Source organism: Streptomyces sp. NPDC026589, assembly GCF_040638385.1.
Lineage (GTDB): Bacteria > Actinomycetota > Actinomycetes > Streptomycetales > Streptomycetaceae > Streptomyces.
In genome coordinates this window covers 13,351-33,017 of record NZ_JBEZYG010000013.1, presented here as the reverse complement: position 1 = coordinate 33,017, position 19,667 = coordinate 13,351, and the positions used below count along the sequence as shown (strand labels likewise).

19 protein-coding genes are annotated in these 19,667 nt (G+C 71.7%); 9 read left to right on the top strand and 10 right to left on the bottom strand.

All coding sequences use genetic code 11. The annotated features are described in order from the left end of the window. Positions 1-93: 93 nt before the first annotated feature. On the top strand, positions 94-2,592 hold the full coding sequence (locus AB0F29_RS22465; RefSeq protein WP_361874591.1) for a GTPase-associated protein 1-related protein: 2,499 nt from the start codon (positions 94-96) through the stop codon (positions 2,590-2,592). 84 nt (positions 2,593-2,676) lie between these two features. Here the strand turns inward: AB0F29_RS22465 and AB0F29_RS22460 are convergent, their stop codons facing one another. After that, positions 2,677-3,084, bottom strand: coding sequence for a hypothetical protein (locus AB0F29_RS22460; protein WP_361874589.1), 408 nt, complete (start codon positions 3,082-3,084; stop codon positions 2,677-2,679). Between the two features lie 178 nt (positions 3,085-3,262). Between AB0F29_RS22460 and AB0F29_RS22455 the strand changes: the two genes are divergently transcribed. Next, positions 3,263-4,978 (top strand): carboxylesterase family protein, encoded by a 1,716-nt coding sequence (locus tag AB0F29_RS22455; RefSeq protein WP_361874587.1) that lies wholly within the window; start codon positions 3,263-3,265, stop codon positions 4,976-4,978. Further along, positions 4,975-5,964, top strand: coding sequence for an amidinotransferase (locus AB0F29_RS22450; protein WP_361874585.1), 990 nt, complete (start codon positions 4,975-4,977; stop codon positions 5,962-5,964). Before AB0F29_RS22455 ends, AB0F29_RS22450 begins: the two co-directional genes overlap by 4 nt. Before the next feature lie 85 nt (positions 5,965-6,049). On the opposite strand, the gene AB0F29_RS22445 is transcribed toward AB0F29_RS22450, so the two are convergent. Next, entirely contained in the window at positions 6,050-7,288 is a 1,239-nt protein-coding gene (locus AB0F29_RS22445; RefSeq protein WP_361874583.1) for an MFS transporter, read from the bottom strand. Between the two features lie 123 nt (positions 7,289-7,411). On the opposite strand from AB0F29_RS22445, the gene AB0F29_RS22440 reads away from it, so the two are divergent. After that, positions 7,412-8,248, top strand: a complete 837-nt coding sequence (locus AB0F29_RS22440; RefSeq protein WP_361874581.1) for a helix-turn-helix transcriptional regulator — start codon at positions 7,412-7,414, stop codon at positions 8,246-8,248. A gap of 66 nt (positions 8,249-8,314) precedes the next feature. On the opposite strand, the gene AB0F29_RS22435 is transcribed toward AB0F29_RS22440, so the two are convergent. After that, complete coding sequence (locus tag AB0F29_RS22435) at positions 8,315-8,734, bottom strand: ATP-binding protein (RefSeq protein ID WP_078625733.1); 420 nt, start codon at positions 8,732-8,734, stop codon at positions 8,315-8,317. A gap of 195 nt (positions 8,735-8,929) precedes the next feature. Here AB0F29_RS22435 and AB0F29_RS22430 point away from each other — a divergent pair, with 195 nt between their 5' ends. Next, positions 8,930-9,811, top strand: a complete 882-nt coding sequence (locus tag AB0F29_RS22430) for a helix-turn-helix transcriptional regulator (protein WP_361874579.1) — start codon at positions 8,930-8,932, stop codon at positions 9,809-9,811. Next, positions 9,808-10,053 carry a DUF397 domain-containing protein gene (locus tag AB0F29_RS22425; RefSeq protein ID WP_361874577.1) on the top strand — a complete coding sequence of 82 codons (246 nt, stop codon included), beginning with the start codon at positions 9,808-9,810 and terminating at the stop codon, positions 10,051-10,053. Before AB0F29_RS22430 ends, AB0F29_RS22425 begins: the two co-directional genes overlap by 4 nt. Positions 10,054-10,123: 70 nt before the next feature. Here the strand turns inward: AB0F29_RS22425 and AB0F29_RS22420 are convergent, their stop codons facing one another. Both AB0F29_RS22420 and AB0F29_RS22415 read right to left on the bottom strand, forming a co-directional pair. After that, positions 10,124-10,804 (bottom strand): polysaccharide deacetylase family protein, encoded by a 681-nt coding sequence (locus tag AB0F29_RS22420; protein WP_361875057.1) that lies wholly within the window; start codon positions 10,802-10,804, stop codon positions 10,124-10,126. 471 nt (positions 10,805-11,275) lie between these two features. Next, positions 11,276-12,841: an alpha/beta hydrolase gene (locus AB0F29_RS22415; protein WP_361874575.1), complete on the bottom strand. Its 1,566-nt coding sequence runs from the start codon at positions 12,839-12,841 to the stop codon at positions 11,276-11,278. Positions 12,842-13,356: 515 nt separating this feature from the next. On the opposite strand from AB0F29_RS22415, the gene AB0F29_RS22410 reads away from it, so the two are divergent. Continuing rightward, the gene (locus AB0F29_RS22410) at positions 13,357-13,827 is read left to right on the top strand and encodes a hypothetical protein (RefSeq protein WP_018956885.1); all 471 of its coding nucleotides are present in this window, start codon (positions 13,357-13,359) and stop codon (positions 13,825-13,827) included. Positions 13,828-13,950: 123 nt separating this feature from the next. Here AB0F29_RS22410 and AB0F29_RS22405 read toward each other — a convergent pair whose 3' ends face one another. From AB0F29_RS22405 to AB0F29_RS22385, 5 genes are all read right to left on the bottom strand, one after another. Beyond that, entirely contained in the window at positions 13,951-14,364 is a 414-nt protein-coding gene (locus tag AB0F29_RS22405; RefSeq protein WP_361874572.1) for a hypothetical protein, read from the bottom strand. A gap of 159 nt (positions 14,365-14,523) precedes the next feature. Continuing rightward, on the bottom strand, positions 14,524-14,931 hold the full coding sequence (gene msrB, locus AB0F29_RS22400; RefSeq protein WP_274343305.1) for a peptide-methionine (R)-S-oxide reductase MsrB: 408 nt from the start codon (positions 14,929-14,931) through the stop codon (positions 14,524-14,526). Between the two features lie 50 nt (positions 14,932-14,981). Continuing rightward, the gene (gene murC / locus AB0F29_RS22395; RefSeq protein ID WP_361874570.1) at positions 14,982-16,382 is read right to left on the bottom strand and encodes a UDP-N-acetylmuramate--L-alanine ligase; all 1,401 of its coding nucleotides are present in this window, start codon (positions 16,380-16,382) and stop codon (positions 14,982-14,984) included. A 69-nt stretch (positions 16,383-16,451) separates the two neighbouring features. Beyond that, positions 16,452-16,904, bottom strand: coding sequence for an indole-3-glycerol phosphate synthase (locus AB0F29_RS22390; RefSeq protein WP_361874568.1), 453 nt, complete (start codon positions 16,902-16,904; stop codon positions 16,452-16,454). A 163-nt stretch (positions 16,905-17,067) separates the two neighbouring features. Next, entirely contained in the window at positions 17,068-17,886 is an 819-nt protein-coding gene (locus AB0F29_RS22385; protein ID WP_361874566.1) for a pyrimidine reductase family protein, read from the bottom strand. A 37-nt stretch (positions 17,887-17,923) separates the two neighbouring features. Here AB0F29_RS22385 and zapE point away from each other — a divergent pair, with 37 nt between their 5' ends. Both zapE and AB0F29_RS22375 read left to right on the top strand, forming a co-directional pair. Beyond that, on the top strand, positions 17,924-19,015 hold the full coding sequence (zapE, locus tag AB0F29_RS22380) for a cell division protein ZapE (protein WP_361874564.1): 1,092 nt from the start codon (positions 17,924-17,926) through the stop codon (positions 19,013-19,015). A gap of 96 nt (positions 19,016-19,111) precedes the next feature. After that, positions 19,112-19,537: an OsmC family protein gene (locus AB0F29_RS22375; RefSeq protein ID WP_018956892.1), complete on the top strand. Its 426-nt coding sequence runs from the start codon at positions 19,112-19,114 to the stop codon at positions 19,535-19,537. Positions 19,538-19,667: the final 130 nt, after the last annotated feature.

Here is a 19,667-nt window from a genome sequence, read left to right as displayed (position 1 = left end):
GTCGCCCCCGCGGCTGCGGACTTCATTCCCCCGACCCCAGCCGTACGGGGTGGGCACGGGGATCGGGCGCGGCAGGACGAAGAGGGCCGACAGATGAGCCTTGCACAGGTGCACTACACCTCCGCCGCGCCGGGGGACGAGGAAACGGCGGGCCGGTTCACGGCGGTCGGTCCCGGAGTATCGGGTGCTCTGCTGGCGGAGATCGAGCCCTTGGTGCGCTACGAGCTTCCCGGGGGCGCCCCCGACCGGCCGTCCGACGGCGAACTGCGCGCGTTGCCGCAGGCGTTCGGTTACTTCGTCCTGTCCGACGGCAGCCGGCTGGTGGCACGTTCGGCCCCCGTGCGGGACGCGGGCGGCCACGCGGGGCCGGGCGTACGGTTCCACGCGCACGCGGTGCACCTGCCGCCGGGGGTTCCGCTGCCGGGCGACCGGCTGCCGGTCGAGGCGTGGCGGTCGCCGCACTGGGTGGCGGTGACTCCGGGCGGGACGATACCGGACCCGTTGACGCTGCCGCCGGGTCCGGCGGCGGTCTCCGAGGGCCTCGACGACTTCGCCGTCTCGCGCGGCCCCTGGCTCGCGGCCGTGCTGGCGGATCTGCGCCGGGCGAGCGACGCGGAGGCGCCCGGCGGCATGCCGGTGGTGCTGGTGGAACGGCAGTGCGCGGACGTGGCCCGGTGGCTGGGGCTCGCGTCGGTCACCCTGCCGAGAGAGAGCGCGGAGCGGCTGACGTTCACCACGTACACGCGGCGGCCGGGGAGTTCGGCGTCGCGGGTGGTGGGGGTGGGGCCCGAGGACGCGGGAGCGGCACGAGCGGCCGGACTGCGGGTGCACGAGTGCGCGGGGTCGCCTCCGGCGGGCGGCGGTCCGGCCGACGCGTGGGCGGCGACGGCGGCGCGGGTCTGGCGGAGCCGGTCGCCGGAGCTGTTCCGTGAGGCGCGGGAGCTGCCCGGGGAGCCGTTCGCGGCGGGCCCCTTGGCCGTGACGGCGCTGTGCGCGGGGATCGAGCTCGGGCCGGACGGGCGTGCGGCAGCGGCCGGTTGGGCCGCCGATCGCCCGTACGCGCTGGACGCCAAGCGCACGGGCCAGTTGGTGGAAGCCCTCACCTCCCCCGCCGTCGACGACCGTACGGGCCCCGAATTCGACGCGGCCGGGCGGCTGTTCGGCGCACTGGAGGGCCGCTGCCCGGCGTCGGTGACCGCCCCGCTCGCGGCGATGCTGGTCACGGAGGCGGTACGGGGCGGCAACGGCTCGCTGGAACTGCCGCGCCGGGAGGCGTTCGCCGGGCCTGAGGGGGCGGAGGTCGCCGAGCGGCTGGGCCCGGAGATCCTGACCGAGCTGGCCGACACGGTCGGTGCACGCTCGGTGGCGCGCACGGTACAACTGCTGCGGGTGGCACGGTTGTTGGACGTGGACGGCAGGGAGTCGCTGCCGGGGGTCGTGGACCGGCTGGCGCCCGCTCTGCTGGCGGAGGCGGCGGCTTCGGCGTCGCACGAAGGCCCCCCGGGCTTCGCACCTGCCCTGCTGGAGCTGTTGGACGAGCAGTTCGAGGTGCGGACGGCGCTGCTCGGCGCGCTGGACCGGATCGCGCCCGAGGACCCCGGGGCGGTGGCCCGGTTCCTGGAACGGGTCACGCTGCCGTTCACGGGTACGCAGGCGCTGCCGCATCTGCGGATGTGCGCCGAGGTGCCGGAGGCGATGGCGACCCTGGGCGGTGACCGGGCGGCGGTGTGGCACCGGGTGCTGCGGGCGGCAGGCCTCTCCCCCTTCGCCGAGCCCCTGGTCCTGCGCACGGCGGCCGGCCTGGTGTGGGAGGACCGGGCCCCGACGGTCGGGGAGGCCCGGCTGCTGCTGGACGCGGCCACGTCGGACGCGCACCGCGCGGCCGGTACGTGGGCGCGCCTGGTGGACGCGGCGCTCGGGGCGTCCACCGGTGGCACGTCCGCCGCCGGCACGTCCACCGGTGGCACGTCCGCCGCCGGCACGGATGAGGCGGCCGGCCTCGCCCACGACCTGCTGCGCGGCTTCCCCGAGGAGATCGGCGGCCGGGAGCGGGCAGGACTCCACCTGCTGGTCCTCGTACGCGAACTGCGCACGGGCGCCCCGGAACCCGGCTGGGCGGAACGGGTCCGCACGCTGTGCGCCCAGGCTGAGCCGGTCGAACCGGCGCTCCGGGAGCGGGCGCACGCGGCCCTGGTCGAACGGCTGCTGGCCCCGGACCGCCCGGGGGCGGAGCTGTACGACTTCGTCCACGGCGACGACGCCGAGCTGATCGCCGCGTACGACCGGGCCGCCCGGACGGAGGCCGTACGGGCGCGGCTGCGCACCCAGCCCGCCTACGCGGCGGACTGCTTCACCGTCTGGACCGCCCACCCGCACGCGGGCCGCACCTGGCCCCCGGTGGCCGCAGCCCTCCTCGACGACGTCCTGCGCCCCGCCGTGCGCGGCATGTCGGCCGAGGCCGTGGCGGAGGTCGAGGAGACGGTGGGCCGCACGGGCAGCAGCGGCCGGGCCGACGCCTTCCGCGACTGGAACCGGGTCAGCGCCCTGGGGCGGCTGAGCCGCCGGATCGCGGGGCGCGTGCGGCGGGGTTGAGCCGACGAGGATGAGCCGGCCGGGGCGGCGGCGGCCGTGATCGTGGGCACCGCCCTCCCCTTGCGCGTACGCGGCGACGAGTCGTCAGTAGACGTTCCCCGAAACCGCCGGGAAGTCCGGCGGCCAGGGCCCGTCGAACAGCGACTCCCGGCCACCCATCGAGGCGTACTCCGCCTCGCGCCAGCCCGGATTGCCACCGACGACGAAGCTGTCCCCGTCAGGCTCCAGCATCCAGGTGTAGGCCGCATCGGCGGATCCCAGGCCGTGCCGCTCCGCCAACAGGGCGAACTCCTCCGGGCCGGCGCGCCGGATGTGCAGGCCGTTGCGGTAGTACGGCTGGAGAAGCATCAGCGTCACGTGGCTGATATGGATCTCGATATGGGTCGAGGTCCCGTCGACCAGCGTCGCTTCGCTCCGCAGGAAGAGCTGCCGGTGGGACGGGTTGAACCCGGCCACCCGGAACAGCCTTCCGGTACGGATGAGATCGGTCATGCTCGAAGCCCTCTCCTGATCACGGCACCGGCTCCCCGCCGACCGGTTCGAAGCGCTCGGAAGGACCTTTCACCCGGACGCGTCCGCGGTGCGGGCGAGGTGCGCGTACTTCCTGTTGTTCCGCTGTGAATATGTCCGGTATTCCCTTCCTGGGGCACTCGACAGGAGACCACTGGCCATGGCAGCGAAACGCACGGCGGTCCTCGCGGTCCTCACAGGCGCGGTCGTCACAGGCGCGGTCCTCACGAGCGCGGCCCTCCTCATGGTGGGCGCGACGGCCACCGAGTCCCTGCCTCCGGCGGGTGCCGGGAGCGGCGACACTACCGTCACGGCCCGCACCGACACCGGCCTCGTCCGGGGCATGAGAACAGCCACCCACACCATCTACCAGGGCATTCCCTACGCGGGCCCGCCCAGGGGAGCCCATCGCTGGGCCGCCCCGCGCCCGGTCCGTCCCTGGGCCGGCGTACGGGACGCGACGAAGCCGGGGCCGCTCTGTCCCCAGGTCGCCTCGGCCTACGCGGACGTGTCGAGCCTGGAGGAGGACTGTCTGGTCCTCAACGTCACCACGGGCGCCTCGGCCGCAGCGCGGCGCCCCGCGCCCGTCGTGGTGTGGATCCACGGCGACGGAGCTGTGGGCGCGGGCGCGTTCTTCGACGCTCGGCGCCTCGCCGACCGTGGCACGGTCGTGGTCACCATCAACTACCGGCTCGGAGTCTTCGGCGGCTTCGCCTACCCGGGACTGGAGGGCTCCGGGACGTTCGCTCTGCAGGATCAGCAGGCGGCGCTGCGGTGGGTCCGGCGCAATGCCGCCGCGTTCGGCGGTGACCCCGGCAACGTGACGGTGGCCGGTTCCTCCTTCGGTGCCGCTGCCATCAGCGGCCACCTCACATCGCCCGACGCGCGGGGACTGTTCCACCGGGCCATCCTGGCCAGCGGCGAGGGAATGATGGACATGCCGGCGGGGGCGATGGGAGAGGGCGTGCCGGCCTATCCGCACTACACCTGGCGCACGGAGCGGGAGTCGCGGACCACGGGTGTCGCGATGACGTCGTCCCTGGGCTGCGCCGACACCGACCCGCGTCGGGCGCTGCGGTGCCTGCGCGCGCTGCCGGTGAAGAAGCTGCTGAAGGTCCCGAACATCGGGAACGCCTTCCAGGCGTTCGCCTACGGCAACGAGGTGCTTCCGGAACTGCCCGAGGCGGTACTGGAGCAAGGCCGTTTCCCCCGAATCCCGCTGATGTCGGGGGCCACGCTGGACGAGCACCGCCTGTTCGTCGGGATGGCCCACGACGCGATCGGCTCCCCGTTCACCGCCGCCCAGTACGCCGCCGCTCTCGATACCGCCTTCGGCCGGGACGCGGACACCGTGGCCGCGCGCTACCCGGTCACCGCGTTCCCCTCGCCGGCCCTGGCCTGGTCCACCGTGGTGACCGACAGGATGTGGGCCCTCGGCACCTACGCCCAGGCGACCGCTTTCGGACGCCGCGCCCCCACGTACGCCTACGAGTTCGCCGACCGGGACGCCCCGATGTACCTTCCCCTCCCCGGAACCTTCGACTTCGGCGCCTACCACGCGGGCGACACGCCGTACATCTTCGAGGACCCTGACGCGCAGAAGCACTTCACCGCGGCGCAGGTACGTCTGTCCGGCATCATGACCGACTACTGGGCACAGTTCGCCCGTACCGGCACACCGAACCGCCCGGGGCTTCCGGGGTGGTCCCCGTTCGACCCGGCGGACGCCGTACCGCACACCCAGTCCCTGGCGCCGGACAAGGTCGGGCCGGTCGACTATGCCGGAGGACACCGGCTCGACTTCTGGCGCCGCCTCGCCGAACAGGGGGCTCCGTCGGCATCCCAGCCCGCCCGGGGCAAGGAGCCGGTCTCGTGACCTTCCCCGACGTCACCCATGACTGGGGCGTGCTCAAGGAGACCGTGGTGGGCCGGGTCATCGACTTCACCTTCCCGCCCGAGCTCGCCGCAGGAGTCCCCGCCCCCTTGGGCTTCCTCCCCGAGCGTACGAGGCAGAACATGCCTCGATGGGCAGGAAAGCCCTGGTCGGAGGCTGATCCGGAGGGCTACGGACGCTGCGTCGAGCAGGTCGAGGAACTGGCACGCTTCCTCACGGCCCGCGGCGTGAGGGTGCACCGTCCACGTGTCCTCAGCGAGGATGAACTGGACGTGTACGACGGCGGCTTCAGTATGCAGACCTTCGTGCGCGATCCGATGATCGTCATCGGCGACCGGGTCATCGAAGCCGCGCTGCGCCTGCCGGCCCGCTTCAAGGAACGCTTCGGCCTGCGTCCCGTCATCGAGGAAGCGGAAGCACGCGGGGCACGCTGCTCGGTCATGCCACCGCCGGCTCCCGTACCGGTGGCGGACCTCCCCACGGCCGTGGGGCCCTTCCTGGAGGGCGGAGACGTGCTGCCCATGGGCCGTGACATCCTCGTCGGCACCGGCAGGACCGCGTCCGACGCGGCGGGCGCCCGGTGGCTGGAACGGCTTCTCGGGGACGACTACCGCGTCCACCAAGTGCCCCTCTCGGAGCGGGTGATCCACCTCGACGACGGCCTCAGCACCGTCCGCGAGGGGCTCGCCGTGGTCTGCCGGGAGCAGTTCACCGACGGGCTGCCCCCGCCGGTGGCCGACTGGGAACTGATCGACGTCAGCCTCCATGACGCCGTCAACCTCCTGGCCGGCAACAGCCTGGTCCTGGCCCCCGGCGAGGTGCTCGTCGACGAACGCCTCACCGGCCTCGCCGAAGCGCTCACCGCCCGCGACGTCACCGTCCACACCTTGCCCTACGACGCCGTCACCCCCTTCGCGGGCGGCTTCCGCTGCTCCCACCACCCTCTGGTGCGCAAGCTCCCCGAGTGACCGGCCCGGGAGTTCGTCCGCGAACGCGGAGGCCACCCGTACCCCGTCGGCGCCGCGCAGCGCGGCGCCGACGGGGTACGGTCGATCAGTGCCCGGGTGGCGAGGCGTGCTCCGACGCCGAAGGTCCCCGGTCAGGCTCCTGAACATCGGCCCGCAGCACCGTGCCACGCCCGGCCACCAGCGCCACCGCCGTCTGACCGGCCGCAGCCACACACATCAGCACCAGAGGCACCTGCCAGCCGGAACTGACGGTGTGCAGCAGCCCGAAGACCACCGGGCCGACAGCGGCAAGCAGATAGCCGACCGACTGCGCCATCGCCGACAGCGCGCCCGCCCCGGCCGCGTCCTGGGCGCGCATGCCGAGGAACGCCAGCGCGAGCACGAGACAGGCCCCGCCGCCCAGGCCGAGGACGATGCTCCACAGCAGCGCCGGCTCCGGGGCCACCAGGAGCCCGAGGTAGCCGAGGAACAGGATGGCCGAGCAGATCGCCGCCGGCGCCCGCTGGTCACGCGCCCAGCGCAGCGCGCCCGGCACCGCCAGGCTGGTCAGCACCGCGACCGCCTGGAACAGGAACAGCAGCCATCCGGCCTTGGCAGCGCTGACGCCGTTGTCCTGGAAGACCTGGGGCAGCCATGTCACCACCACGTAGAAGCCGAGAGACTGCAGCCCCATGAAGGCCGCGACCGCCCACGCGAGGCCGGACCTCCAGGGCAGCCGGTGCTGCCCGCGCGCCGCTTGCGGGGCGGACGGCGCGGCGCGCATCTGAGGGAGCCACACCAGCACGGCGATCAGCGCGATCAGGACCCAGCCTCCCAACGCGGTGGACCAGCCACCGGGAGCGACCTCGCTGACCGGCACCGCCACCCCGGACGCGACTGCGGCGACGCCTCCCATCACCGTCGCATAAGCGGCGGTCAACAGCCCTACCCTGGTGGGGAAGTCACGCTTGATGAGGCTCGGCAGCAGGACGTTGCCCACAGCGATACCAGCTCCGATCAGTACGGTTCCCCCGAACAGACCGACCGCCGAGGGCACCCACCGAACCGCGATCCCCAGGGTCAGCACGGCGAGCGCAGCGCCGAGGAGCCGCTCGTCTCCCCACCGCGCGGCAAGCCGGGGCACCATCGGGGACAGTGCGGCGAACGCCAGCAACGGCAGTGTGTTCAGCAGGCCGAGCAGCGCCGGGGCCAGCCCCAGGTCGTCCCGGATTCGGTCCAGCAACGGCCCGACACCCGTCAGACCCGCCCGGAGGTTGGCTGCTGCCACGAGCAACCCCCACAGCAGCAGTGCCTGTCCGGAACGCCGTCTCGCTGTGTTCTCCATGACCGTCATCATCGAGCTTCACCCGGCGCTCAACGAGGCCGTACTGAGGCTGGCCCCCGCAGGGCCACCCTCGGCCCACCCGGCGGCCCTCGGCCCACCCGGCGACACCCGTAACCTGGCGGCATGGGGACTCCGTTGGGGAACTTCATCCGGGCCAAGCGCGACACCATCCAGCCGGAATCTCTCGGCCTGCACAGACACGGCCGCCGCCGATCACCTGGGCTGCGCCGCCTCGACCTCGCCACGCGAGCCGGTATAAGCGTCGAATACCTGGCCCGCATCGAGCAGGGGCGCGACCACAACCCATCGCCCGCGGTCGTCAACTCACTCGCCGACGCGCTCTGTCTCGACCCCTCGGAGCGCAACCATCTGCGCTACCTCGCCAAGATCTCCGGTGACCAGTGCTCGGTGCGGATCACGCCCGTGCCGCCGCCCCGGCGCGTGCGCCCGTCCGTCCTGCAGACGCTCTGCCTCCTGGAACCCGGCGTCGCCCTCGTGACCAACCGGCTCGGCGATATCCTCGCCCACACCACGGGCTTCCAGTCGATCACCAGCGGCACCGGACTGCTCGACGGCGCCGAGCCGAATCTCAACCGCTATCTGTTCACCGACGCCCGCTCCCGGGCGTTCTTCGTCGACTGGGACGACATCGCGGACGAGCACACCTTCGATCTCTGGCAGGCGCCGTCCCTGGAGAACCTCGAGTGGCTCACCTCCGAGCTCACCCCCGTCGCCGGGCCCGAGTTCACCAACCGCCTGTCCCGCCACGTCGTACCGCGCCGCGGGGTACTCAGGCTCAACCACCCGGACGGGCACCAGCTGAGGCTGCACCGCGAGACGCTCGAACTGCCCATGGACGCCCAGCAGCTCGTCATCTTCCTGCCCGAGTGCGATCAGACGGCCCAGGCCATCGACCAGCTCCGGCGCCAGTCCCATGGACGGCTGCGGTCCATTTCGTGACGCGGTGAGCGACAGGGCCGTCGGATGCGCGGCGACAGCGCATAGCGGGGGCGGCGGCGAGAGCCCTCAGTACAGCAGGTCCAGCTCCGCCCGGACCGTCTTGCCCGGGTTGCGGTCGAGAACCGCCCAGCGGTCGGCCAGGGCGTCCACGATCAGCAGCCCGCGCCCGCTGTCGGAGCTGTCCTCCGGCGCGGTGATCTCGCCGGGGCCCGGCGGCCGGCACTCGCCCCGGGTGTCGGACACCTCGATCCGCAGGAGGCCGGGCGATCCCGGGTCGCCGGGCAGGAACGACAGGCGCAGTTCGAAGTCGCGGTCGGGGACGCGGCCGTGGGTCGCCGCGTTGGCCGTCAGCTCGCCGATGATCAGGGCCGCCGACTCCGAGGCGTCACTGAGGTACGGGATGCCCCAGGTGTGCAGCTTGTGCAGCCCGACGCGGCGGGCGAGCCGGGCACCGCGTGGATCGGCGTCGAATTGACGCTTGAACACACGTACGGTTACCTCGGGTTGGGTCTTCGTGAGTGCTTCCATGCCCCCAGATTCCGGGCCCCGGCCCCTCTCCACCAGGCCAGAAACCCGTACGCTGAGTCAGCGTACGGGTGCGAAGGGTAGACGGTACGCGTCACGTTCCGTGAGCATGGACGGGTCGCGGACCAGGACAGGCGCATGGGGAGGTGGCCGTACATGACGCACGGCACGGACGGCATCGACAGCATCACCACGTACGGGACTTTCGGCAACGGCGGCGGACGCGGCGGCGAACCCGAACCGCAGTACATCCTCAAGATGTTCGGAGAGGTGGTCAAGACCTTCCGCAAGCGGGCGCGGCTGACACAGGAGCAGTTCGCGCCGCTCGTCGGATACTCACTGGAGACCGTCGCCTCCATCGAGCAGGGCCGCCGGCTCCCGCCTCCGGACTTCGCGGAGCGCGCGGACAGACTGCTCGACGCGTTCGGCGTGATTCTGGCGGCGGCAAAGCATTTGACGCGGCGGAAGGGGCTGGCGAGCTGGTTCCGGCAGTGGGCGCAGCTGGAGCTGGGGGCGCTGAGCCTGTACACGTACGAGTGCCGGTTGATTCCGGGGCTGTTGCAGACGCCGGCGTACGCGCGGACGCTGTTTACCGACCAGTTGCCGCCGCTCGACGACGAGCAGATCGAGGCCCAGCTCGCGGCCCGACTGGAGCGCCAGCAACTCCTGCGGAACCGGCCCAACACCGCATTCAGCTTCATTCTCGAAGAGCATTTGTTCCTACGGGAGTTGGGGGGCGCGGAGGTCACCAGGGAGCTGATCGACCACATCCTCGACCTGTCCGAGCTGCGCAACGTGGACATCCAGATCATGCCGCTCGTACGGCATCACCACGCAGGTCTCGGCGGTCCCGCTCAGCTACTGGAGACACCGGACCACCAGTGGTTCGGCTACTTGGAGGGGCAGGCGCACGGGCAGTTCGTCTCCGACCCCAAAGCAATCAGCGTCATCCAGATGCGGTGTGCCAGTATGCGTTCACAGGCTCTCTCGTTGGACGACTCCAAGAGCCTGATGCGGCGGATGCGAGGAGCGAGATGAGCACCACACACCTGGTCTGGTTCAAGAGCAGCTACAGCAGCGGCGACGGCGACTCCTGCGTGGAGGTCGCGATGGAGTGGCACAAGTCGAGCTACAGCGGCGGCTCGGGCGACGACTGCGTCGAGGTCGCCGCCTGCCCCTCCACCGTCCACGTCCGCGACTCCAAGCTGGACGAGAGCCCCCAACTCGCCCTCGCCCCGGCCGCCTGGAGCCACTTCCTCGCGTACGCCGCCCAGGCCTGAGCCCCGGGCGGCACGTGGAGCGCGCGGCGGGGGCGGGCGCTGTGCGCGGCACCGCCCCCGATGGGACACGTCAACGCCAGGGCGCTGCCTTGGCATGGAAAGTCAGTCCCGGCCATGCCTCGACCGGTGTGGGTGAGTACACGATCCGACCCGGGCACAAGTCCCGCTCGGCGAGCCCCTGGACGATCTTCGGGATGGCCGCGAGGGTCGTCTGCAGACCGTCGTGCATCAGGATGATGCCGCCCGGTTTCACGGTGAGCGCGTTCGCCACGATCGTCTCGGTGGGAATGCCGCTCCAGTCGACGGTATCGGCCGTCCAGATCACCTCGGTCATGCCCAGTCGGGCCGCATCCCGCCGGGTCCGCGCGTCGGTGCTCCCGAAGGGCGGCCGGAACAGCGTGGGCGCCCGACCCGTCTGGGTTCGGATGACGCGGCTGGTGTCGCGCAGTTCGGCGAATGCGGCGGTCGCGTCGAGCTCCACGAGATTGGCGTGGGTGTAGGAGTGGTTTCCGACCTGATGCCCCTCGGCGACCATCCGCCGTGTCCCGGCCCGCTGCCCTTCGGCCAGTGTGCCGGTCACGAAGAACGTCGCCCTGACGCGTCCGGCATCCCGCAGCGCCTTCAGGTACTGGGCCGTGGCGTCCGTCGGGCCGTCGTCGAAGGTCATGGCCACGTAGCCCCCGGAACAACGGCTCCCGGAAGCCGTCGCCTGCGCGACCGCCGGCGGTAACGCGAATGACGTCATCAGCATCGCCACAGCCGCGCTGAACCCTATGCGCGTTCTGTATCGGTTTCTCATACGGGGATCGATCCTCTCCAGGGGTGGACTGGTGAACCAGCAAGGCACCGGAGCGCCACGAAACAGCGGCTCACTCACCCATATCCGCCCTGGGTATGGCTGCAGCCGGACGTCGCACACGTTGCGCAGGACAGTCCTGTCCCTCGGAAAGATGCGGCAAACGCGGGCAGGCTCAGTACGAATCCCGACAGAGCCCGGCAGGTACGTCCACACAGGTTCAGCTCGGCGGGGACCGCCTCGGGGATCACCGCGCAGCCCGGCCGAAATCCCGGGAGCAACGCGGTTCACCGGTCCGGTGGTGACACCGGACCATGAGATCGCGGGTGGCCACTGACGAGGACGGGGCTGTCCGGCCTCCCGGCCGGACAGCCCCACACCAAGATTCTTCGGACGGCTTCTACCAGGCCGACCGTCTGGCGGGGCTCAGCGGCCGGAGAAGGGGAGACGGGCCGGTGCCGCGGCCGGGCCCGGCGAGGCGGAACGGGAGCCGGCCGCGGGGAGCGGGTCGGCCGCGCAGGTGACGTCCCGGGCGGGAAGCCGTCCGGTGGTCAGATACCTCGTGGTGACGTCGTCGGCGCAGTCGCTGATGCCGAGCGAGTACACGCCGTGGCCCTGGCCCTCGTCCACGGTGACGAGCCGGGAGCCTTTCAGCGCCCGGCGCAGGCCGAGTGCGGCGGCCAGGGGGGTCTGCGAGTCCCATTCGTTCTGGACGATGAGCGCGGGGACCTTGTTGTCGATCTTGGTGGTCGGTTCGACCGGGCGGTCCCAGTAGGCGCACGGGAAGATGTTCGAGACGGAGTCGCCGTACAGGGGGTAGCGGACGCTGTCGCGCCGGGAGTCGGCTCGGTAGACGGCCGGGTCGGTGGGCCAGCGGGTGTCACCGCACATGATCGCGAGGTAGCTCGCCAGTTCGCTGTCGGTCGGCACGAAGGTCGGGAAGGTCGGGACGGGCTTGCCCTCGGCGGCGTCCCGGAGCAGCCCCAGGGTCCTGGCGGCGACGGCAGGGTGGGTGATCTCCCAGCGTATGTACTCGCGGACCTCGGCACCGTCGAACCTGGTCCCGCCGAGGTCGAGCGGCTCCCGGTCGGCGCGCGCGACGATGTCCCAGAACAGCTTCTCGACCTCGGCGGGCGTGTCACCGAGTCCGTACCGTGCCGCATGACGAGCGGTCCAGTCCGTCCACCGGTCGAACGCGGGCTCGGCCTGCTCCGCCCAGGACTGCCCCATGCTCCGCCACACCCGCTCGGGGTCGACCGCGCTGTCCAGGACGAACCGGTCGACCCGCCGCGGGAACAGCTGGGTGTATACGGAACCGAGATAGGTCCCGTACGACAGTCCGAAGTAGGAGATCCTCCGTTCCCCGAGGGCCGCGCGGATGACGTCCATGTCGCGTGCCGTGTTGCGGGTGCTGATGTGCCGGAGCGTTTCCCTGTTGCGGTCGCGGCACCCGTCAGCGATGTCGCGCGCCCAGGCGACGTCCTTGGCGAAGGTCGCGTCCTTGTAGGGCCGGTACGTCAGCCGTTCGTCGGCGGTGGTCGTGCCACAGGCGAGCGGGCTGCTGGTGCCGACCCCGCGCGGATCGAAACCGATCAGGTCGTACCGGTCCTTCACGGACTGCGGCAGAAGACCGCTGAGCGCCAGGGGATAGAAGAGCCCGGAACCACTGGGGCCGCCCGGGTTGAAGAGCAGGACACCGCGGCGCTCGGCCGGGTCGGCGGCCTTGATCCGCGACAGCGACACATCGATCTTCCTGCCGCCCGGCCTGAGGTGGTCGAGGGGCACCTTGAGGGTCGCGCATTCGACGGTGGCGGGAAGGTCGCCGCCGCAACCCTGCCAGGTCAGTGAGGAGGTGTACGGCGCGGCCACCGGCACACCGGGACCGGCGGCGGGCGCAGCCGTGGCGGTGGCCGTGGTGCCGAGGAGCGTGGGGGCGAGCAACGCGGCGACGCCCAAGGCGATCTTGGAGATCGCTCTTCGTCTCAGGAGCAATGGAGTGCCTTCGTTCGCTGGGATGGTGCATGGCGCTCAGTGGTCCGGAGGGACGGACCGCAGGGTCGTCGGACAGGCTAACGACCATACGGAACAAGCGAGTTCGGATGCGCGATTTCAGCGAGGCGCCTGGCTCGGGGGGTGCCGTGACGGAGAGGGCGAGGGGCGCGGCGCGCGGGGTCGGATCGACCCCGCAACCAACGCATGACGTCATGCGGAAGGTCCGGATGCCGTCCTACGGGATCGAGGCAGACCGTAGGTTCGCGTGCCGGGTCCTCGTCGGGGACGATCACGGTCACGAGCGCTGATCCCGGACGAGATCCGGTTCCCGTTACCAGGCGTCGTCAGGTGCGGAGTACACCTCGGTGATCGCTCGGTCGCCGCCCGGGGGCGCGAACATCGGCCCCGGGCCTTCCGCCCGGTCCGTGCGCCCGGTCCGGGCAGGTAACGTAAAGAGGTACGACTGATCGACTCATGGGCCTCCTGGCGGGCTGCGTGAACCCAGGAGGAGCAACATGACGACCAACCGTGGCCGCAAGGACGTCATCCGTGACCGGATGGCCGCCACCGGCGAGTCGTACAACGTCGCCGCCCGCAACCTCAAGGCCATGAAGGACATGGGCGCGACCCGCGAGGCCGTCCTCGTGCAGCGCTGGACGCCCGCCGACAGCTTCGACGTGCCGTGTCCGTGCGGCGGGACCTGTGAGCCGGGCGAGACCTGCGACCGCTGCCACGCCCGCCACCGGCACGTGAAGCGGTACCCGGGCTCCACCACCGAGGTCGAGACCTGGGCCGACCGCTACGAGTGCACCGGCTGCTCCTCCTCGTACACCCTGACCATCCACCTGGCCGGGCGGCCCTGGGGCGTCGCCGAGACCGTCGTCCAGGGCGGGTCGGCCGAGGAGGTCGTGCGGGCCCGGGTCTTCCCCGGTGTGATCCACCCGCTGCTGCGGTCCGATGCCGCCGAAGGCCCCGACCAGGACTGAGCGCGGCGGCGCCGTCGGCCGGCGAGGTGGATCACCGACCTGGGTCGACGGGGTGCGGGCGTGAGTCCCGGAGTACCGCCCGGAGGGCGATGAGCCCCGGGGTCGAGCGCCGTGCCCGGCGTCCTACGGGCGCGCGTCGAGGCGGTGCTGGAGGCGACCGTCCGGTCCGAAGACGTCCATGAGGTACCCCTCGCTCAGATCCACGCCCTTCTCGCGCTTCAGGTAGTCGGTGAGCGAGACCTTCAGCCGGTCGAAGGGTCCGGCGTCATCGTCCTTGCTGTGCGTCCACACGGTCAGCAGCGGCACGTCGGCGGGGCCGTCGGAACGCTGGATGCCGTACACGTGCTTGTTTCCGCTCGCTTCTCGGTAGTGGTCGGCAAGCCGCACGGCGGAGTCGGGGGCGACGGTGGTGGTGGCGGTCGGCTGCGGGAACTCGGCGGAGTGGTCCCTGGCCGTGTCGGCGGCCGGGGTGCAGCCCGCCAGTAAGGGCAGGGCCGCGGCGAACGGGATGACGGCAAGGCCGGCAATTCTTCTCATGGCCCCATAGTCCCCGGTCGGCACAGCGCGGCGAAATCCCCGGCACGAACGGCTCACGGCGTGCCGGGAACGAGAAGATGCCCGCACAGGTCGCCCTGTGCGGGCATCGGTCGGCCCGGCGTCGCCGGGCATCGGTCGGCCGGCCTCGGCCGTCCCGGCTCAGCTCTCGTCCGGCGCCAGGGTCAGCGAGATCGAGTTGATGCAGTACCGCTGGTCCGTGGGGGTCGGATAGCCCTCGCCCTCGAAGACGTGGCCCAGGTGCGAGCCGCAGCGGGAGCAGCGCACCTCGGTGCGGACCATGCCGTGGGCGCGGTCCTCGACCAGCTCGACCGCGTCGGTGTCCTTCGGGTCGTAGAAGGACGGCCAGCCGCAGTGCGACGCGAACTTGGTGTCGGAGCGGAACAGCTCCGCCCCGCAGGCCCGGCAGGAGTAGACGCCCGCCGTCTTGGTGTCGGTGTACTCACCCACGAAGGCGGGTTCGGTGCCGGCCTGGCGCAGCACCGCGTACTCGGCGGGGGTCAGCTCTTCCCGCCACTGCTCGTCCGGCTTCTCGACGTCGTACGGCACGGCTCGCTCCTCAGCTCGACAGGTGGTCGCTCGGTCCGGTCGCCACTCGGCTACCGGCCGCTCGACAGGTGGTCCAGGATGCGCGGGCCGAGGTCGGTGACGTCGCCCGCTCCCATGGTGAGAACGAGATCGCCGGGCTTCGCCATTCCCGCGACGGCGGCGGGGACGTCGGCCTGGTCGTGTACGGCGGTGACCTCGGCTCCGGCCTCCTTCGCCGCGTCGATGATCAGGGCGCTGGTGATGCCGGGGATCGGGTCCTCGCGGGCCGGGTAGATGTCCAGGACCACGGAGGCGTCGGCCAGGGCGAGGGCCTGGCCCATCTCGGTGCCCAGCTCCTGCGTACGGGAGAACAGGTGGGGCTGGAAGACGACCAGGATGCGGGCGTCGGCGGCCGCGCCGCGCATGGCCTCCAGGTCGGCGGTCATCTCGGTGGGGTGGTGCGCGTACGAGTCGATGACCTGCACGCCCGCCGCCTCGCCCTTGAGCTGGAGGCGGCGCTTGACCCCGGTGTACGAACCGAGGGCCGAGGCCAGGTTGTGCGCGGGGATGCCGAGGGCGACGCCGGCGGCGAGGGCGGCGACCGCGTTGTGGGCGTAGTGGCTGCCGGGCACCGAGACCGTGAAGGTCAGGAACTTGCCGTTGAGCAGGACCGTGACCTCGCTGGTCAGGCCGCGCGGGGTGACCTTGTGGACGCGTACGTCGGCGTTCTCGGCGGAGCCGTAGGTGACGACCTTCAGCTCGGAGAGGTCGCGGACCCGGCGGGTCAGCTCGACCGCGCCGGGCTGGTCGGCGGAGATGACCAGGGTGCCGCCGGGGACGACCTTGCCGACGAACGTCTCGAAGGAGTCGTAGATCTCGTCCATCGAGGCGTAGTTCGCGTGGTGGTCCAGCTCGACGTTGAGGACGATCGCGACCTCGGGGTCGTACTTCTGGAAGCTGCGGTCGCTCTCGTCCGCCTCCGCGACGAAAATGTCCCCTTCGCCGTGTGTGGCGTTGGTGCCGGGGCCCTCCAGGTCGCCGCCGATGGCGTACGAGGGGGCCAGGCTCAGCGAGGAGAGCGCGACGGCCAGCATCGACGTCGTCGTCGTCTTGCCGTGGGTGCCGGCGACCGCGATGGCGCGCAGGCCGTTCATCAGGGAGGCCAGGGCGTCCGAGCGGTGCACCACGGGGATCGCCAGCTCGTTCGCGCGGAGCAGCTCCGGGTTGTCGGCGCGGATGGCGCTGGAGACGACCACGCAGGACGCGTCGTCGGCCAGGTGGCCCGCCGCGTGTCCGATGTGCACGGTCGCCCCCAGCGCCCGCAGGGAGTCGGCGGTGGCGGACTCCTTCGCGTCGCTGCCCGCCACCTTCGCCCCGCGCTGGGCGAGGATCTTCGCGATGCCCGACATTCCGGCGCCGCCGATGCCGATGAAGTGGGGTCGTTCCATGGCGGCGGGAATGCCGGGTGCCATCTGTGCTCCTGCGTGGTCGCTGCGGTTCGGACGGCGGCCGGGGGCCGACCCGGACCGCGCGGCCTCAGCCTATTCGCTGTGCGCGAAGAGCTTGAGCACCGGGACGCCGACCTTGTGCCGGGCGCGGGAGGCCCAGTCGCGGTGGAAGAACTCCTCCACGTAGTGCGGGGCGGTCAGGACGATGACCTCGTCGGCGCCCGCCTCCTGGACGACGGTCGTCAGTCTGTCCAGGGGGTGATTCTCGATCACCTGTCCGACCGCTGCGGAGCCCGCGTCGCGCAGGGCCCGGAGGGAGTACTCCAGGCCGATCTGCGCGGTCTCGCGGGCCTCGTCGCCCTCCGGCTCCTCGCCCTCGCGGACCGCTTCCTTCAGCTCCCCCATCGCCACGTCGTCGATCGCGCGCAGCAGGACATCGGCCTGGTCGCCGCGCGGCTGCAACAGAACGACGAACGAGATCCGCTCCTCGCCGTGGAGGGTGGTGACGAATTCCACGTCCTCGGGAGTCAGCGGCTTCTCGATCATCAAAACGCTTGTGAACACGACAGGCGCCCTTCCGCTTCTTCGTCTCGTCGACTGCCGGCTCGACCGTCGACGGTCGTTTGCTGAAACCATCCTTCCCCGTGCTTCCACGGGGACCGCAGGGGTAAGTGTGCCCAGCCGGAGCCAAGCGGAACGGCAAATTCCGCTATCCGTCGGTCCGACGGTACCGAGTGAAGAGGAACCCGGCCTCTTCCAGGAGCGATGTCAGGGAAAAACGTTCCGGCACGGTGACCCCGGGGCCCCCCGCGATCCGCTGGGCGTCCCCGGCGGTCAGCATCGGGGACACGGTCAGGCACAGCTCGTCCAGCGCACCGGCCGCCACGAACTGGCCGAGCAGCCGGGGTCCGCCCTCGGTGAGCTGCCGGGTCAGCCCCCGGTCGGCCAGCTCGCGCACGACACGGGCCGGGTCCACCCGGGCGCCCTCGCCCGCGATCACCACCTCGGCGCCGGCCTTCCGGGCCGCCGCGATCCGGTCGCCAGGGGCCCCGGCCCCGGTCACCACGAGCGTCGGGACGAGCGGCTCGGTGAACAGCGGCAGCGAGAAGTCCAGCTCCATCGAGCCGGTCACCACCGCGACGGCGGGAGCGGGGCCCTGTCCGGCGGCGGCCCGCCGCGCGGCGAACGCCTCCCGAGCGCGGGCCGGACGGTACCCCTCCAGGCGTACGGTCTCGGCCCCGGCGATCACCACGTCGGCCAGGCCCCGCAGGGTGCCGAAGATCCGCATGTCCGCCGCGCAGGAAATGGGCTGCGAGCGGCCGTCGTGCTGGGCGGCCCCGTCGAGGGTGGAGACCATGTTGGCGCGCAGCCAGGGGGTCGCGGGCCCTTCGGCCGGGAGGCCGGCGGGGTAGGCGTAGGCGTCCGCCAGCTCGTCGAGGCTCCACTCGCGGTCGATGAGCGGCCCGGACAGGTCCTCCGCTCCCGATCCGCTTTCTGTCAGGTCCGTCACAGGGAACAGGCTTCGCATGGGTTGCAGTCTGGCATGAGCCTTAGGGTGGAGAGTTGTGTCGTCATCCACCGCGTTTCCGGGGCAGAGCCCCCTTGCCGAAACGGCCCCGCAGTCCCTGTGCGCCCGTGAGCCGCACGTACCCGCAGACCGTCTGGTCGCCGAGATGGTGCCTCCGCCGCGCTTCGACTCGGTGCGCTTCGACACGTACGTCCCCGACCCGAACCAGCCCAGCCAGAGCGAGGCGGTCACGGTCCTGGCGGGCTTCGCCGCCGGCCTCGGCGGGGCGCACGCGACGGGCTCCGGGCGGCGCAAGTGGTTCAGCAGGAAGCCGGCCGCGCCGACCGGGCCGCGCGGCGTGTATCTCGACGGCGGCTACGGCGTCGGCAAGACCCACCTGCTGGCCTCCCTCTGGCACGCCACGCCCGCCGAGCCGTCGCTGAAGGCGTTCGGCACGTTCGTGGAGCTGACAAACCTCGTGGGCGCGCTGGGCTTCCAGCAGACCGTGCGGACCCTCAGCGGGCACCGGCTGCTGTGCATCGACGAGTTCGAGCTCGACGACCCGGGCGACACCGTGCTGGTGTCCTCGCTGCTCAGCCGGCTCGTGGAGGCCGGGGTGGCGCTCGCCGCGACCTCGAACACGCTGCCGGGCAAGCTGGGCGAGGGCCGGTTCGCCGCCGCCGACTTCCTGCGCGAGATCCAGGGCCTGTCCGCGCACTTCCGCCCGCTGCGCATCGACGGCGAGGACTACCGGCACCGCGGTCTGCCCGAGGCCCCGCCGCCGTACGACGACGAGCAGGTCACCCGGGCCGCGTACGCCACTGCGGGCGCGTCCCTCGACGACTTCCCCGGTCTCCTCGACCACCTGGCCCGGGTCCACCCGAGCCGGTACGGCGCGCTGACCGACGACCTCCGCGCGGTCTGTCTGACCGGGGTGAGCGCGGTGCCCGACCAGTCGACCGCGCTGCGCCTGGTGGTGCTGGCGGACCGGTTGTACGACCGGGAGGTCCCGGTGCTCGCCTCTGGGCTGCCGTTCGACCGGCTGTTCAGCGACGAGATGCTGAACGGCGGGTACCGGAAGAAGTACTTCCGGGCGATCTCCCGGCTGACGGCACTGGCGCGTGACGCGAAGGGGCTGGTGGCGCAGTAGGTTCGGGGGCGTAACGCGACGGGACACCGCACGCAGACGGTGGGGTGCCCCGTCTTGTCCCCGTACCACCGCGCACACTTTTCGAAGGGGTCCAGCATGGCTACCACGCGTCAGGCGCACACGAACTGGGAAGGCAACCTGATCGAGGGCAAGGGGGTCGTCACCTTCGACTCCTCCGGCATCGGCGACTACCCCGTCTCCTGGCCCGCCCGCTCGGAGCAGGCGAACGGGAAGACGAGCCCCGAGGAGCTCATCGCCGCCGCCCACTCCAGCTGCTTCTCGATGGCCCTCTCCCACGGCCTCGCCGGGGCCGGCACCCCGTCGACCCGGCTGGAGACCAAGGCCGAGGTGACCTTCCAGCCCGGCACGGGCATCACCGGCATCCACCTCACCGTCGTGGGCGAGGTGCCCGGTCTCGACGAGGACGCCTTCCTGAAGGCCGCCGAGGACGCCAAGGCGAACTGCCCGGTCAGCCAGGCGCTCACCGGCACCACGATCACCCTGACGGCCTCGCTCGCCTGACCTTCCGCGAACGGCTGCCCCGGCGGGGCAACCACGGCGGAAACACGTGGCGCGGGGGTGCGCATGGTTCCCCCGCGCCTTTGTGCGTGCTACACACGTGCGGGTCACTTCACCTGTCCGCCAACAGGGA

Excerpts from the sequence above, each read along its gene's own strand:
- AB0F29_RS22465 (WP_361874591.1), top strand. The coding sequence starts at position 94 with ATGAGCCTTGCACAGGTGCACTACACCTCCGCCGCGCCGGGGGACGAG.
- AB0F29_RS22460 (WP_361874589.1), bottom strand. The coding sequence starts at position 3,084 with ATGACCGATCTCATCCGTACCGGAAGGCTGTTCCGGGTGGCCGGGTTC.
- AB0F29_RS22455 (WP_361874587.1), top strand. The coding sequence starts at position 3,263 with ATGGCAGCGAAACGCACGGCGGTCCTCGCGGTCCTCACAGGCGCGGTC.
- AB0F29_RS22445 (WP_361874583.1), bottom strand. The coding sequence starts at position 7,288 with ATGGAGAACACAGCGAGACGGCGTTCCGGACAGGCACTGCTGCTGTGG.
- AB0F29_RS22440 (WP_361874581.1), top strand. The coding sequence starts at position 7,412 with ATGGGGACTCCGTTGGGGAACTTCATCCGGGCCAAGCGCGACACCATC.
- AB0F29_RS22430 (WP_361874579.1), top strand. The coding sequence starts at position 8,930 with ATGACGCACGGCACGGACGGCATCGACAGCATCACCACGTACGGGACT.
- AB0F29_RS22425 (WP_361874577.1), top strand. The coding sequence starts at position 9,808 with ATGAGCACCACACACCTGGTCTGGTTCAAGAGCAGCTACAGCAGCGGC.
- AB0F29_RS22420 (WP_361875057.1), bottom strand. The coding sequence starts at position 10,804 with ATGCTGATGACGTCATTCGCGTTACCGCCGGCGGTCGCGCAGGCGACG.
- AB0F29_RS22410 (WP_018956885.1), top strand. The coding sequence starts at position 13,357 with ATGACGACCAACCGTGGCCGCAAGGACGTCATCCGTGACCGGATGGCC.
- AB0F29_RS22405 (WP_361874572.1), bottom strand. The coding sequence starts at position 14,364 with ATGAGAAGAATTGCCGGCCTTGCCGTCATCCCGTTCGCCGCGGCCCTG.
- murC (WP_361874570.1), bottom strand. The coding sequence starts at position 16,382 with ATGGCACCCGGCATTCCCGCCGCCATGGAACGACCCCACTTCATCGGC.
- AB0F29_RS22390 (WP_361874568.1), bottom strand. The coding sequence starts at position 16,904 with ATGATCGAGAAGCCGCTGACTCCCGAGGACGTGGAATTCGTCACCACC.
- AB0F29_RS22385 (WP_361874566.1), bottom strand. The coding sequence starts at position 17,886 with ATGCGAAGCCTGTTCCCTGTGACGGACCTGACAGAAAGCGGATCGGGA.
- AB0F29_RS22375 (WP_018956892.1), top strand. The coding sequence starts at position 19,112 with ATGGCTACCACGCGTCAGGCGCACACGAACTGGGAAGGCAACCTGATC.